Raw genomic sequence first — 14,938 nt, 5'->3', positions numbered from 1 at the left:
CTTCCGGGAGACGCGCCCGCCTCAGTCCTGGAGCAGTTGACGCAGCACGTAGGGCAGGATCCCGCCGTGGCGGAAGTAGGCCGCCTCGGCCGGGGTGTCGATGCGCACCCGTGCCTGCACCTCCCGGGTCTGCCCGCCGTCGTCGGTGATCCCCACCGTGACCGTCTCCGGGACCGAGTCCGCTCCCTCCAGGCCGGTGATCGAGTAGGTCTCCTCGCCGCTCAGCCCGAGGTCCTCGGCGGACTCCCCTTCGGGGAACTGCAGCGGCAGCACGCCCATGCCGATGAGGTTGGACCGGTGGATACGTTCGAAAGAGGCCGCCAGCACCGCCCTGACACCCATGAGCATGGTGCCCTTGGCGGCCCAGTCGCGCGAGGAGCCCGAGCCGTAATCGGCACCGGCCAGGATCACCAACGGGGTGCCGTCGGCAACGTACTCCTGCGCCGCGTCGAAGATGCTCTCCGGCTCCCCGTCGGGCAGGTGCCGGGTGTAGCCACCCTCGACGTCGGGCACGAGTTTGTTCCGCAGGCGCACGTTGGCGAACGTGCCACGGATCATCACCTCGTGGTTCCCGCGCCTCGAACCGTAGGAGTTGAAGTCCTTCACCTTCACACCGTGGTCCTTCAGGTACCTGCCTGCCGGGGAGTCGGGCCGGATCGCCCCCGCCGGGGAGATGTGGTCGGTGGTGACCGAGTCCCCCAGGTAGGCCAGCACCCTGGCACCGGTGATGTCACTCATGGGCTGCGGCTCGGCCGGCATGTCATCGAAATAGGGGGGCCGGCGCACATAGGTGGACTCATCGTCCCAGTCGAACGTCTCGGAGTCCGATATGCCCATGTTCTGCCAGTTCTCGTCGCCGGTGAACACATCGGAGTACCCGTCGGTGAACATCTGCGCCTCGACCCCGGCATCGACGGCCTCCTTGACCTCCTGGGCGGTCGGCCAGATGTCGCGCAGGTAGACGTCCTGGCCCTCGGAGTTCTGCCCGAGCGGTTCACGCAACAGGTCGGTGTGCATGGTGCCGGCCAGGGCGTAGGCGATCACCAGAGGCGGTGAGGTCAGGAAGTTCATCTTCGTCTCGCTGTGGATGCGGCCTTCGAAGTTGCGGTTGCCGGATAGCACCGACGCCACCGTGAGATCGTGACCGGTGACCGCTTCGCTCACCTCGGGGATCAGCGGGCCGGAGTTCCCGATACAGGTGGTGCAGCCATACCCCACGAGGTTGAATCCGAGCTGGTCGAGGTAGGAGGTCAGTCCGCTGCGCTCGTAGTAGTCCGTGACAATGCGGGAACCGGGAGCCAATGAGGTCTTCACCCACGGCTTGGACTGCAGGCCGTGCTCCACGGCCTTCTTCGCCAGCAGCCCGGCGCCCAGCATCACCGAGGGATTGGACGTGTTCGTGCAGGAGGTGATCGCGGCGATCACCACGTCGCCGTGGTCCAGGTGCGCCGGGGAATCGTCCAACATGATCTCCACCGGGTCCGAGGGCCAGGACGACGGTGACTTCGCGGTACCGGTCCGCGGCGGATCGTCACGCTCGGTCAGTGTGCTGACCGCGATCGGATCACTGGCCGGGAAAGACCCGGCCGAGGCGTCGTCCAACCCGCCCTGGACGGCGTCGTCGTGCTCCCATCCGGCGAGCAATCCGCGGATCGTGCCCTGGGCGGCCTTGAGCGGGATCCGGTCCTGGGGACGGCTGGGACCGGCCAGCGATGGTTCGACCGTCCCAAGCTCAAGTTCGACCACCTGGCTGTAGTCGGGCACATGATCCGGGTCGTGCCACAGGCCCTGCTCCTTGGCGTAGGCCTCCACCAGGGCGACCTGCTCGCCCGAGCGGCCGGTCAGGCGCAGGTAGTCCAGGGTCTCGGCATCGACCGGGAAGATCGTCACGGTCGAGCCGTACTCCGGGCTCATGTTGCCCAGGGTGGCACGCGTCGCCAACGGTACGCTGCCGACCCCGGGGCCGAAGAAGTCCACGAACTTGCCCACCACCCCGGTGCTCCGCAGCAGTTGGGCCACGGTGAGAACCAGGTCGGTGGCGGTGGTGCCCTCCGGTAACTCGCCGGTCAGTTTCAGGCCCACGACCCGCGGGATCAGCATCGACAGCGGCTGGCCGAGCATGGCGGCCTCGGCCTCGATCCCGCCCACACCCCAGCCCAGTACACCCAGACCGTTGATCATCGGGGTGTGGGAGTCGGTGCCGACCAGCGAGTCGGGGTAGGCCACCGGCCGCCCGTCACGTTCGGAGGTGAAGACCACCTGAGCCAGGTACTCCAGGTTCACCTGGTGGCAGATACCCGTCCCCGGCGGCACCACCGAGAAGTCATCGAAGGCGCTCTGGCCCCAGCGCAGCAGACCGTAGCGCTCGTGGTTGCGCTCGAACTCCAGGTCGGTGTTGATCCGGAAGGCATCGGAAGAGCCGAACACGTCGGCGATCACCGAGTGATCGATCACCAGGTCGGTGGGGATCAGGGGGTTGATCTTGGCAGGGTCACCTCCGGCAGCGGTCATGGCATCGCGCATCGCGACCAGGTCGACCACGCACGGCACCCCCGTGAAGTCCTGCATCAGCACCCGGGCCGGGGTGAACTGGATCTCGGCGCTGTCCTGCGCGCTCGCCTGTGGGTCCCAGGCCAACATGGCCTGGACCTGCTCGGCAGTGACCACCCGCCCGTCCTCGTTGCGAAGGAGGTTCTCCAGTAGCACCTTCAGGCTGTAGGGCAGACGCTCTGCTCCTTCCACCGCGTCGAGTCGGTGGATCTGGTACTGGACCTCACCCACGCGCAACTGGTCGCGCGCACCGAAACTATTTGCAGTCTTCGCGGCCACAGCATGCTCCTTCGAACGCAGTTGGCGTGCCGCTGAGACCATCGACGTGGCTCGTGGCGCCGCAGATCCCAGACGCACCTGTGCTTCGCACGGTACAACCCTTCGCCGAGCGGCGCACCAGGGCCCGGGCCACGGATGAAGGGGATGACCACGGCGGTGGACCCTACCGGTCAGGTCCGGTCCGGTCGGTGTGCTCGTCCCGTGCGGTCGGCGCATCGACACCCACCCTCGCGTGCACGGCGACCGAACCGCGTGCGTCTGCAGGATCGTGCAGGGTGGTGCGCAGCGGGATCGACTTGACCAGCATGGAGGCGATCACCGCCAGCAGCACCAGTGGCACGGCCGCGAGGAAGACCGTGTGCAGCGCATCGGCCATCCCTCGGCGCACCGCCTCGGCCATGGCCTGCGGCAACTCGGCCAGCAAGGTCGGATCGAGAACCGAGTCCGCACCCAGGCCTTCGGCCGGAAGCACCTCCTCGACCCCCTCGGGCAGGTGGTGCGGAATCGTGGTGACCATCCTGGAGGTCATGATGGTCCCAAGCACCGCCGTCCCAACCGTTCCCCCGGTATTACGGAAGAACTGGATCGTAGCGGTGGCCACGCCGAGGTCACGCTGACTCACCGCGTTCTGCACGATGATCGTGAACGGCTGCATCGATCCGCCCAGTCCGGCGCCCAGCACCACCATCGCTACGGTCAGTTGCAGTTCGGAGGAGCCGTAGTCCATCCGCAGCAGCAGACCGAACCCGGCCAGCATCGTCAGGGTGCCCCCGACGATGAAGACCTTGTACCTCCCGGTCCTGGTGATGAGGAACCCGATCACGATGCCCACCACGATCATCGCCAGACTCATCGGGATCATGATCGCTCCGGACACGGTGGCGCTGACACCGAGGACTCCCTGGGCATAGACCGGGATATAGAAGATCGCGCCGAACATACTCATCGCGATCATCAGGCTGGCGAGGTTGGAGAAGGTCAGGATCGAGTTGCGGAACAGGCGCAACGGGAGCACCGGTTCTTCGGCCCGCAGTTCGATCAGGATGAAGACGGCGAGCAGTACCGCGCCCAGCGCGAACAGGCTCAGCACCTGCGGTGAACTCCACGCGTAGGTGGTACCGCCCCAGGAGGTGGCGAGCAGGATCGACACCAGTGCGGCGGCCAGCGTGACGATGCCGGCCACATCAATCTTGGCCCTGCGTTGCACCTGCGGCACATGCAGGTACTTGGTGATGAAGACCAGTGCCACCACACCCACGGGCAGCGCGGCGTAGAACAGCCATCGCCAGCCCCAGTGGTCGGTGATCCAGCCACCGAGCAACGGACCGGCGATCGAGGTCACGCCGAACACCGCGCCCATGAACCCCTGGTACTTGCCGCGCTGACGTGGGGGGATGATGTCGCCGATGATGGTCTGGGACAGCGTCATCAACGCGCCCATCCCCAGGCCCTGGACCCCGCGAGCTGCGACCAGCCACCAGAAGCTCGGGGCCAGTCCGGCCAGGATCGAGCCGAGTAGGAAGATGCTCAGGCCGGCCAGGTAGAACGAGCGCCGGCCGTACAGGTCGGACAGCTTCCCCACGATCGGCACCACCACTGCGGACACCAGCATCGCCGCCGTCGCCAGCCAGCTGTAGTGATCGATGCCCCCGAGGTCGGCCACGATGATCGGCATCGCCGGAGAGACGATCGTCTGACTGATCGAAGCCACCAGCATGCCGAGCAGCAGACCGATGAACACCATCCTGGATGCGCGACTCAGTCCCCACGTCGGTGCGGGGCTGGCTGAACCAGTCATGAATGCGGTGCTCCTTGATCCCTGGGTGCGCACACGGCCCCAGGACGCGATCGAGCGTAGAGGCAATAGTGCAGTAACTGCAACGTTGCAGTTACTGAACCAGCCTTCCGGTACGCTACGCGGTGATGTCCACCAGGCGAGTCTCCGTCCCGGTCCAGCCGCACGCTGCCGGTGACGATGGCGTTCGATTGCGGGAGCGGAAGAAGCGCACCACCTGGCGGGCACTCCAGATGGCCGGCCTGTCGCTGGTGGCCGAGCGCGGCCTGCACGCGGTCACGACCGAGCAGATCGCTGCTGAGGCCGGGGTTTCGCAGCGGACGCTGTTCAATTACTTCACCAGCAAGGAGGACGTCCTGGTCGGGACCGATCCGGACCTGGCACCCGCCCTGGCCGCGATCCTGCGGGCGCGCCCCGCGACCGAACCGCCGCTGGAGTCACTGAAGCAGGTGTTCGTGGGGTACGCCGAGGCGATCGCGCAGGATCAGCACCGGTGGCAGTTGCGCATGCAGGCGGTCGATGACAATCCGGAACTCCTTCCCGCACTGGTGGGGTCCTCGGCGGTGATCGGGCGGGAACTGACCCGCGCCGTCGCCGCTCGCACCGGAATGGACCCGGAGACCGACACCTATCCGTCCCTGGTCGTCAACGTGTCCCTGACCACGCTGCGCACGGTCCTGCACAAGCACGCGGCTACCGGGTTCGCCGGGTCGTTGACCGCGCTCACCGCGGCAGCGTTCGACGCCGTCATGGCAGGCCTGCCCAGCCCCGACTGATGTGACGGACCGCGTTCTGAGACGTCGGGACCACTCATCACTGAACCCCTGGCGATATGGTTCCGCCATGAGGGCGCTTCGATTCATTCGTACGCAGCCGTTGGCCATCGTGGCGTTCGTCGCCATCATCGTGGCGCTGATCCTCACAGTGACCGAGCGGCCCACCGCGGTGGCTGTGCTGGCGATCGGGGTCATCGGCATCGTCATCGCCGTCACCGCCTGGGACATGTTCCGGGATCTGATGGCCGGGCACTGGGGCCTGGACATCCTGGCCGTGGTGGCCATGGTCGCCACCTTGATGGTCGGTGAGTACATCGCGGGCCTCATCATCGCACTCATGCTCACCGGCGGGGAGGCGCTGGAGAACTACGCCGCGCACCGCGCCAGTCGTGAACTGGACCTGTTGGTCAACCGGGCCCCGTCCTTCGCGCAGCGGATCGGCCCGGGCACCTCGGAGGTCGAACGCATCGCCGTGGGCGAGGTCGCCGTCGGGGACCTACTGGTAGTGCGCTCGGGTGAGGTGGTGCCGGTGGACGGCACCCTGGTCTCCGAGCGCGCGGTGATCGATGAGTCCTCGGTGACGGGCGAGCCGATCCCGGTCACCTACGCCCAGGACGATTCGATCCTGTCCGGGACGGTCAATACCACCGAGGCCTTCACCCTGCGTGCGGACAAGGTCGCCGCGGACTCCCACTACGCCTCGATCGTGCGTCTGGTCACCGAGGCGGTCGAGTCCCGGGCGCCGATGGTGCGCCTGGCCGACCGGTACGCGGTGCCCTTCACGATCCTGTCACTGACCATCGCCGGCCTGGCCTGGTACATCAGCGCAGACGCGACCCGGTTCGCCGAGGTGCTCGTGGTGGCCACTCCGTGTCCCCTGCTGATCGCCACGCCGGTGGCCTTCATGGGCGGGATGAGTTCGGCGGCCAGGCTGAACGTGATCGTCAAGGAGGGCGGCGCGCTGGAGACCCTGGCCCGGGTCCGCTCGGCCGCCCTGGACAAGACCGGCACCCTGACCAAGGGCAAGCCCATCGTGGTGGACATCAGGCCGGCCGAGGAGTCGGCGACCGAGACGCTGCGGGCGGGGGGTGCCGCCGAGCAGTACTCGGTGCACGTGTTCGCCGACCCCATCGTCGCCCACGCCAGGGCCGAGGGCTTGCCGTTGCCCGAGGTCACCGCCGCCGAGGAGATCGCCACCAACGGCGTGCAGGCCACGCTCGCCGACGGCACGAGCGTGCGCGTGGGCAAGCCGACTTTCATCGAGGAGGTCACCGGCCCGGTGCAGCGGACCGAGCTTCGCCCGGGTGAGACCGCCGTCTACGTCTCCACCGGCACGCAACTGGCCGGGGTGATCGTGCTCTCCGACCCGCTGAAGGACAACGCCGCCGAGACCGTGCAGCGGCTCAAGGACCAGGGCGTGCGCACGATCGCCATGGTCACCGGCGACGTGGCGGCCACTGCGAAGTCGATCGCGGCCCAGGCCGGGATCGAGGACGTCTACGCCGAAACCACCCCGGGAACCAAGATCGAGGTGGTGCAGCAACTGCAGCCGAGGCCGACGCTGATGGTGGGTGACGGTATCAACGACGCACCGGTACTGGCGGTGGCCGACGTCGGGATCGCGATGGCGGCACGTGGGGCCACGGCCGCGAGCGAGTCCGCCTCTGCGGTGATCACCTCCGAGGACATCGGCCGGGTGGCAGACGTGATCCACGTGGGCCGGCGCACCGTCAGGATCGCGCTGCAATCCATCTGGTTGGGCATCATCATCTCGGTCGGCCTGATGCTGGTAGCGGCGTTCGGGTACCTGCCCGCTGTCGTGGGTGCCCTGCTGCAGGAGGTGGTGGACCTGGTCGCGATCCTCAGCGCCCTCCGTGCGCTGCGGATCCACCGCGAGATCCAGACCGCCAAGGTCGCCGGAGGCTCACGAGCCCTGGCCCCCGCGCGCTGAGCGGGTCGTGACGGTCAGCGACTGAGCAGTTCCTCGGTGCTCGTGCCGGGCAACGCGATCGTCACCTGAGTACCCCACGGATCCTTGACTACCACCGAGCGCCCGGTGTCCTGGTGCTGGACCTGCTGAGCCGACAACCGGGCGACGAGTGCGTCCAGGTCCTCCCGCTGGGGCACAGTGATCGCCACGTCGCCCAAGCCCAGGGTGGCCGCGCGGGGGCCCGCCTCGCCGCTGTTCCAGGTGTTCATCGCCACGTGGTGGTGATAGCCACCGGCAGCGGCGAACAGGGCCCCTGGGTAGGTTTCGACCGTGGTTTCAAACCCGAGGAGGTCCACGTAGAACTTCCGCGCGGAAGCGATGTCGCCCACCTGCAGGTGCACGTGTCCGACCGTGCCTGCCCGGCGCGCTCCGGCGGCGAGAACGTCCTCATCAAGATGTGCGCGCAGGTAGGCGTTCGGGTCGAGGAAGTTGGAAGCCATCTGCAGTTGGCCGTCGCGGAAGGTCCACTCGGAGCGGGGCCGATCGACATAGAGTTCGATGCCGTTGCCCTCCGGATCGGTGAAGTAGAAGGCCTCGCTGACCAGGTGGTCGCTGGAGCCGACGAACCGGCTGCGGGGATCCTGGGCCGCCCGATACACCGTGGCCGCCAGGCTGGCCTTGTCCTCGAACAGGAAGGCGGTGTGGAACAGTCCGGCTTGCCGCGGGTCCACCGCAGGAAGGCCGGGCGTGGAGATCAACCGGACCAGGGGCACCTCTCCGCGCCCCAGCACCCGGTGCACACCGGCCGCCCGGGACCGCTCCTCGATCGGCTCCATGGCCAGCGCCTCGGAGTAGTAGGACGACATGAGGTCAAGATCCCCCACGTGCAGGGTGACGGCGTCCATGGCGGTCTGCGCGGCGAGGGTCTTCTCGCTCACCGCTGACGAACTGGCGACCTCGGTCATCGGTGCGCCTCCTTCTCGACTGGGCAAAGTAGTTGAACGTGCAATCACCAGCGTAGCGAAGGATAGTTGAAAGTACAACTAACCATCGGGAGGTGCGCAACACACCAGACAGGCCCGCCGATCCCTCCGATCGACGGGCCCGTCCCGGCTTCTCGCTGCCGGCTTCGCGCTGGCTCTCAGGCCAGCGAGATCTTGTGGTTCCAGGACCGCACCGTGCGCCATGAGCAGAAGACGGTCACCAGGAGGATCGCCGGGATGAAGCCCAGCGGCATCACGTCCTCGGTACTTGCGGACCCGAGCTGCATCTCGGCGATGATGCTGTAGGACACCACTCCCAGCGCTCCGTTCTGCAGGCCGATCCCGAACGGAATGGCGATCATCCCGATGATGCCCGCCAATTGGGTGACCGTGTACAGCACGACGAACACCAGGACCGGCCCGCCGAGTCCCCACCGGTTCAGCGGCCGCTCGCTGCCTCGCGAGACGGCGAAGAAGTAGTGGATCGGCCAGATCAGGTACATCGCCAGCAGCAGTAGCACCCCGCCGGCGAGCATGCCGCTCGAACTCACCGCGCTGAGCCGGTCCCAGAGCATGCCCGCTGCGGTGAACGGGTTGCGGTCCATCCCGACGGCGGGGCCCACGCCCACCCAGAACACTCCGAACAGGACCAGGGTGAGCCCGAGCCCAGCGAGGCTCACCAGCACCGCCCAGGTGGCCTTGGCCGCATAGATCCTCCCGCCGCCGATCGGCAGGGAATGGGTGAAGTACCCGGTACGGCTGTAACTGGACCGGTAGTAATCGGCCGTGAGTGCCAATTGCAGGCCAGGGACGAGCACGGTGATGGCGATACCACCCAACAGCACGCCGAGCGGGCTCAGCACGGGCCAAGCCGTCGCGGTGAGTACAGTCCCGAGCAAGGTGAGGAGCACGGCCATTCCGGCCACGGTCCCCACCAGGGTCCGGGTGCGCAGCCATTCGTGTTTGAGCAGCATCATCGGTAGGTCTCCTTGAAGATTTGATCCAAACTCGCGGAGTGCTCGCCGCGCAGATCGTCGGCCTCGCCCTGCAGGACGACCCGACCGTGCCGCATCATCACCACCGAATCGAGAATGGACTCCAGGTCATGGATGAGATGCGTGGTGATGACCAGCAGAGAATCGGCGGAGAGGTTGCGCAGGATGCCGTCGAGAATCACCTGCCGCGCCGCCGGGTCCACACCGGCGATCGGCTCGTCGAGCAGGAAGATCCGGGCATCGCGTGACATCGCCAGCGCGATCTGCACCTTCTCGCGCATACCCTTGGACATCTCCTTCAGCCGCATACCATCGCGCAGTCCGAAGAATCCGATGAGGTCCGCCGCTCGCTCCCGGTCGAAGTCGGCGAAGAAGTCGGCGTACAGGTCCAGACAATGGGACACCTTGGCGCCGTCTGCGAGAAAGCTGGCGTCGGGAAGAAAGGAGACGAGCGCCTTGGACTCCGGGCCCGGCCGATGCCCGGCGATGGTGACCTCACCGGAGTAGTCGCTGAGCACTCCGGCCAGAACCTTCAGCAGCGTGGTCTTGCCACAGCCGTTCTCACCCAGCAGTCCGACGATCTGCCCCGGGCAAGGTCGAGGTCGAAGTCGTCCAGTGCGGTGGTCTGGCCGTAACGCATGGACAGACCGCGGGTACGGATAGCCGATGTGGCGCGGGCGTGAGTCATTTCAGGCTCCCCCGGTGTCGGTTCGGCTCTGATCGTGGTCGACATGGGCCGTCCACCTCTCCTCGATGAGTTGTTGTGCTTGGTCGGGTGGCATACGCAGTCCCTGGGCCCGGCGGATGAATTCGTCAGCCGCGTCCCGGGTCAGTTCGGCCCGCACCCGATTGATTCGCGACGCGTCCTCGGTGACGAACCTGCCGGCGGTGCGCTCGGAGCGGCACAGGCCCTGCCGCTCGAGTTCGGCCAGAGCGCGCTGGGCAGTGTTGGGATTCACTCCGAGCCCGGCGGCCAGCTCCCGCACCCCGGGGACCTTGCTACCCGGCGCCCACTCGCCGACCACGATCGACCGGGCGAACTCGGAGACGAGTTGCACCCAGATTGGCGCGGATGCGTCGAACTTCACGGCCTTTGTCCCACATGTATGTCTGTATTAGGTCACTAATACAGTGACACATGCACCAAGAGCGTGTCAACGTCGTCGGTCCGCTCCCTCGGCGGGGCCTCAAAGCCGAGTCGGCGCCACCGGTTCATCCGCGAGCCTCTGGCATTCCACCACTGGCCGGTTCCGCACCGCCGGGGACAGGAATATCGCCACCAGCACCACGATCATCGGGATCACCAGTGCGTGGCGCAGGCCCACCTGCTCGCCGATGAAGCCCAGTAGGGGCGGGCCCACCAGGAACGCGATGTAGCCGATGGTGGCCACCAAGGACACCCGCATAGCCGGGTTCGGCCCGGAATCACCGGCCGCGGACAAGGCCACCGGGAAGCCCAGCGAGGCGCCGAGCCCCCAGAGGACGACGGCGGCCACTGCGGTGAATTGACTGTCCACGAAGGCCACCACCACCAGACCCAGGAGCGCGAAGCCGGCACTGATACCCAACACCAGCGCCCGGCCGAGCCTGGCGATCACCGGCCCTCCGGCGAAACGACCAAGGGTCATCGAGGCGGCGAACACGGCGAATATCGCCGAACCCCACGCTTCGCCGAATCCGTGCCCGTCCACCATGATCAACGGCAACCAGTCGTTGGCCGTCCCTTCGGTCAGGGCCATCGCCAGGACGATCACCCCGATGAGCACCAGGCGGGTGTCCTTCCAGATCTGTGGCGCCGCAGCGTTCCCTCGCGAACCATCGGCTCGCAGGCGCGGGACGCGCCCGGTGCCCGGCAATACGCTGCGGATAGCCGCACCGAACACTCCGGCACCGAGTGCGCCGGTGATCACCAGGTGCCAGACCACGGGGAACCCGGTGGCGGTGGCGCCGATACCGACCAGGGCGCCGACCACCGTGCCCAGGCTGAAACACCCGTGCAGCGCCGGCAGAAACGGCCGGCGCCCGGCCCGCTCCACGTCGGCACCCTCGACGTTCATCGCCACGTCCGCAGCGCCAAGACCCAGGCCGAAGACGAACAACCCCGCCGCCACCACCCAGGCCGCTCCGGCACCGGCGCCCAGACCGATGACGGGCATGCTCAGCGCCACACCGGCGATCCCGGCCGCGATCACCGGCCGTCCCCCGAACTTGGCGACCAGAGCCCCGGAGCACAGGATCCCCAGCATCGATCCGACCGAGAGCCCGAAGAGCACCAGACCCATCTGCGCCGTCGAGGCGTGCAGGAGGTCGCGGATTGCCGGGGTCCGGGTGACCCACGAAGCCAGCGAGAGCCCGGGCACGAAGAACAGCGCGAACAGTGCCCACCGGCGCCTCGTGAGCGAAACGGTCACCGCACTCCTCATCACACCGGGGCACGTCCAGGCACACGCCCACCCACCGGGTTCAATCTACACCGCGGCCCGGCCCGAGACCGTGCGGCGACGCTACTCCTGCGGCTCCTGATCCTCATCGGCGACGATCGTCACCAGTGGGTACCCCTCGGTCGCGACCACCACGGTGGCCCCGTTCGCCGCGATCACCCCCGGCACCAGGATCTCGCCCTGCCCCTGGGGGTCATAGGCCTCCGCCACCTCCCCGGTGAGCACGTTGTGTACCCGCACGCTGTCGCCGGAGCGCAGATAGACCATTACTCCACCGGCCCCCTCGATCGTGGTGGGTTCGGTGAGCAGGTACGCCCACAGTTCTTCGCCGCGCGCGTCATATCCGCGTGCGTGCTCGCCCTCCAGCACCACCCTGGTGCCGGTGGACTCCTCGACGACGGCGTCGGTGGCGTCCTCGGCCAGCACCAGGCCCTGCTCCAGGTCGATGGCCGCGGCTACACCCGGGGCCACCTGCAGCCTGGTCACCCCGCTATCGGCCCCGGTCCCGGCGGCCGGCGCCAGGTCGGTGGGGTCCCAGCCGTACTCGGTCGCATCCAAGCGCCACACCTCCTCCTGAGCGGCACCGGCCAGGGCAAGCACGTCGTCGCCGGCGACCATCAGCACGGTGCCGTCGTACTCCCCCAGGACCCGGGCGTCGGCCTCCTCCTCACCGGCCAGGATCTCCCCGGTGGCGGCGTCCAGCACCAGCCGCGCACCGCCGTCGCCGATCGGCCCGGCCCCGGGTGCGGCGAAGACGAGGCCCGGGCCCACGTGCGGCCCGCCCACCGGCACCGGCCCCCACGCGAGCTCGCCGGTGCGCAGGTCATATGCCGTCGCGGTGGTCGTCGCACGTTCCCCGGAGTCGCCGTCGGGGTCGACATCGGTGAGCACAGCCAGATCCTGACCGTCCTCGGTGCCGGCCAGGGTGAACCCGGCGCAACCGCGCGGGCGCTCAGCCGTCCACAATACGCTGCCCTCGGCGTCCACCGCGCTGAACGTCAGGGCACCATCGCGCTCCTCCGGGGCGAGGAACACCTCGCCGCGCTCGGCCGGCAGCACGTCGAAAGGAGTCTGGACGATCCGGCGCGCCTCCAGGTGATAGGGCAGCCAGGTGCCCGCCGGGTCCATTTCAGCCAGGGGCTCGGGATCGAGGTCGGGGGCGCGGTCCAGATCGTCCTCGGGCTCATCGCACGCTCCGGCTGTGCCATCCGGTGAGGACTGTGTTGTCTCGGCGTCCTCCGCCGCGTCGGTCTCGGCTTGTTCCTCCGCTGTGGCCTGCCCGTCCTGGGCCACCTGTTCATCCGGCGTCGGCTGTTCGTCGGCGGGTGCCGAGCATCCGGCCAGGAGCAGCAGGGTCACCGCTGCCCCGGCCAGCGCCGTCCGGCGCCGCGCCCTCACCGGTCCTCCTGGTCCGTTGCGGCCTTCGCGGCCTCCTGCCGGATCGGCTGGTGTCGCTTGCGCAGGCGTGCCCAGATGAGCAGAACGACGACGGCGGCCACCAGGATCGCGATCACGTCCAGCGCGGGGTGGGCCAGCACGGCGCTGCGTTCCTGCAACCAGGCTTGGGTGGAGGTGGGCAGCAGGGCAGGGGTGCCCACGAATCCGTTGGTGGTCCAGAACGCGACACCGACCACAACCATGAGCACGCCGGTGATCACCGAGGTGGTGTGCAGCCGGCGGCCGAGCACGCTGAAGGTGCGCCCGCGCAGCAAGGAGCGGCCCTTGGCGCCCAACCGGCCCCAGACCGAGGCGAGCACGAGCAGCGGGACCACCATGCCCGCCCCGTAGATGGCCAGCATCGCCCCGGAGAGCACCAGGGACTCCTGGGTAGCCGCCATGGTCAGCACCGCACCCAGGATCGGGCCGGCGCAGAACCCGGCAATACCCCCGACCGCACCCAGCAACACCGTCTTGAGCATCCCGGTGCGCACCTGGGCCTGGTTCTGCAGCCCGCGGGCTCCGGGCAGCATCCGGGCCGGATCGAACCCCAGACCCAGGATCTGCACCACGCCGAGCACGATAAGCAGGAGCGAAGCAATGGCGATAACCGGCTCTCGGTAGGTGGAGAACAGCAGCCCGATGGCCCCGGCCCCCACTCCCAGGGGCACCAGCACCAGCACCAGGCCGGCGTAGAACAGCAGGCCGTGCAGCCACAATCTCGCCCCGGAGCCGAGGGTAGAGGCGAAGAACGCCGGCAGTAGCAGCGCCCCGCACGGGCTCAGCAGCGCCAGGGTTCCACCGATGAAGGCGGTCAGCAGTCCGATCTCCATGGTGCTAACCCGTCGCAGCGGCCAGTGCGGCCTCAACGGCGTCGGTGAACACCTCGGTGGGCTGGGCGCCAATGATGGGCTGGCCGTCGAGGATGAAGGTCGGCGTGGAGTATGCGCCCAGATCCAGGCCCAGCTGCGCGTTGCGGTCGATCTCCTCGGCGGTCTCGGGGGCGTTCAGATCCGCGGCGAACTGCTCCTCGTCCAGCCCCTCTGCCACGGCGAGTTCGGTCAGGCCACCTTCGGAGAGTTCCCGATGCGAGCGGATCTGCCCGTCGGGGAACAGGGCCTCGTGGTACTCCCAGAATCCGCCCTGCAGCGCCGCTGCGTAGGAGGCGCGCGCGGCACGCTCGGATTCCTCACCGAAGACGTTCACATCGCGCCATTCGATCCGCAGATCCCCGGCGTCGACGTACTCCATCATCACCGGTAGCGTCTCAGCGCTCCACTGCGCGCAGAACGGGCACTGGTAGTCCGAGAACACCACCAGCACCACCGGGGCATCGACCGGACCGGCGGCGAGGAGTTCATCGGCGTCGCGGCGCTCGACCCCCTCGGTCTCGGGTTGCTCAGGACCTTCCACGCGTGCCGGCGGGCCCTGTACACCCGGTTCCTGGGTGGTCCCGTCGCCTGCCTCGGGTCCGGCAGCACTCGAGCCCTCGTCCGCACCGTCCTGGTCCGGATCGGTCTGCCCGGCGCCGTTGGTGCCGGCTGGTTCCTGCGGGCCTGTCTGCTCCGAGGACCCGCCCCGCAGCAGGAATACCATCGCCAGCATCAGCGCAACGAGCCCCAGCACCACGGCGGGCACCACCCAGGCACGCGATTGCGGGTTACCCTGTTGCATCACTACTGCACCTCCTGCTGACTCTCTGCTCGCACCGCCAATGACTATGCAACATAGTAACCATGAGTCATACTGGCC

At 68.0% G+C, this 14,938-nt stretch carries 12 protein-coding genes; 2 read left to right on the top strand and 10 right to left on the bottom strand.

Annotation, left to right across the window (positions count from 1 at the left end):
- Window positions 1-21: 21 nt before the first annotated feature.
- Together ACO0LU_RS12700 and ACO0LU_RS12695 are read right to left on the bottom strand one after the other, a co-directional pair.
- Entirely contained in the window at window positions 22-2,829 is a 2,808-nt protein-coding gene (locus ACO0LU_RS12700) for an aconitate hydratase (protein WP_424791719.1), read from the bottom strand.
- A gap of 163 nt (window positions 2,830-2,992) precedes the next feature.
- A complete protein-coding gene (locus ACO0LU_RS12695; RefSeq protein WP_424791718.1) occupies window positions 2,993-4,627 on the bottom strand; it encodes an MDR family MFS transporter in 1,635 nt (544 codons plus the stop codon).
- Between the two features lie 125 nt (window positions 4,628-4,752).
- On the opposite strand from ACO0LU_RS12695, the gene ACO0LU_RS12690 reads away from it, so the two are divergent.
- Window positions 4,753-5,400: a TetR/AcrR family transcriptional regulator gene (locus ACO0LU_RS12690; protein WP_424791717.1), complete on the top strand. Its 648-nt coding sequence runs from the start codon at window positions 4,753-4,755 to the stop codon at window positions 5,398-5,400.
- A gap of 67 nt (window positions 5,401-5,467) precedes the next feature.
- Complete coding sequence (locus ACO0LU_RS12685) at window positions 5,468-7,351, top strand: heavy metal translocating P-type ATPase (RefSeq protein ID WP_424791716.1); 1,884 nt, start codon at window positions 5,468-5,470, stop codon at window positions 7,349-7,351.
- Between the two features lie 14 nt (window positions 7,352-7,365).
- On the opposite strand, the gene ACO0LU_RS12680 is transcribed toward ACO0LU_RS12685, so the two are convergent.
- From ACO0LU_RS12680 to ACO0LU_RS12645, 8 genes are all read right to left on the bottom strand, one after another.
- Window positions 7,366-8,295, bottom strand: coding sequence for a VOC family protein (locus ACO0LU_RS12680; RefSeq protein WP_424791715.1), 930 nt, complete (start codon window positions 8,293-8,295; stop codon window positions 7,366-7,368).
- Between the two features lie 176 nt (window positions 8,296-8,471).
- Window positions 8,472-9,290 carry a hypothetical protein gene (locus tag ACO0LU_RS12675; protein ID WP_424791714.1) on the bottom strand — a complete coding sequence of 273 codons (819 nt, stop codon included), beginning with the start codon at window positions 9,288-9,290 and terminating at the stop codon, window positions 8,472-8,474.
- Window positions 9,287-9,844: an ATP-binding cassette domain-containing protein gene (locus ACO0LU_RS12670; protein WP_424791851.1), complete on the bottom strand. Its 558-nt coding sequence runs from the start codon at window positions 9,842-9,844 to the stop codon at window positions 9,287-9,289. Before ACO0LU_RS12670 ends, ACO0LU_RS12675 begins: the two co-directional genes overlap by 4 nt.
- 153 nt (window positions 9,845-9,997) lie before the next feature.
- The gene (locus ACO0LU_RS12665) at window positions 9,998-10,396 is read right to left on the bottom strand and encodes a GntR family transcriptional regulator (RefSeq protein WP_424791713.1); all 399 of its coding nucleotides are present in this window, start codon (window positions 10,394-10,396) and stop codon (window positions 9,998-10,000) included.
- Window positions 10,397-10,495: 99 nt separating this feature from the next.
- Window positions 10,496-11,719 (bottom strand): MFS transporter, encoded by a 1,224-nt coding sequence (locus ACO0LU_RS12660; RefSeq protein ID WP_424791712.1) that lies wholly within the window; start codon window positions 11,717-11,719, stop codon window positions 10,496-10,498.
- Between the two features lie 93 nt (window positions 11,720-11,812).
- Window positions 11,813-13,147 carry a hypothetical protein gene (locus ACO0LU_RS12655; protein ID WP_424791711.1) on the bottom strand — a complete coding sequence of 445 codons (1,335 nt, stop codon included), beginning with the start codon at window positions 13,145-13,147 and terminating at the stop codon, window positions 11,813-11,815.
- Entirely contained in the window at window positions 13,144-14,019 is an 876-nt protein-coding gene (locus ACO0LU_RS12650) for a cytochrome c biogenesis CcdA family protein (protein ID WP_424791710.1), read from the bottom strand. The genes ACO0LU_RS12655 and ACO0LU_RS12650 overlap by 4 nt, the downstream gene beginning before the upstream one ends.
- A gap of 4 nt (window positions 14,020-14,023) precedes the next feature.
- Window positions 14,024-14,860 (bottom strand): DsbA family protein, encoded by an 837-nt coding sequence (locus ACO0LU_RS12645; RefSeq protein WP_424791850.1) that lies wholly within the window; start codon window positions 14,858-14,860, stop codon window positions 14,024-14,026.
- Window positions 14,861-14,938: the final 78 nt, after the last annotated feature.

The sequence above is a fragment of the Pseudactinotalea sp. Z1748 genome, from assembly GCF_049725185.1.
GTDB lineage: Bacteria > Actinomycetota > Actinomycetes > Actinomycetales > Beutenbergiaceae > CALKWS01.
This window is presented reverse-complemented; position numbering and strand designations above follow the sequence as displayed.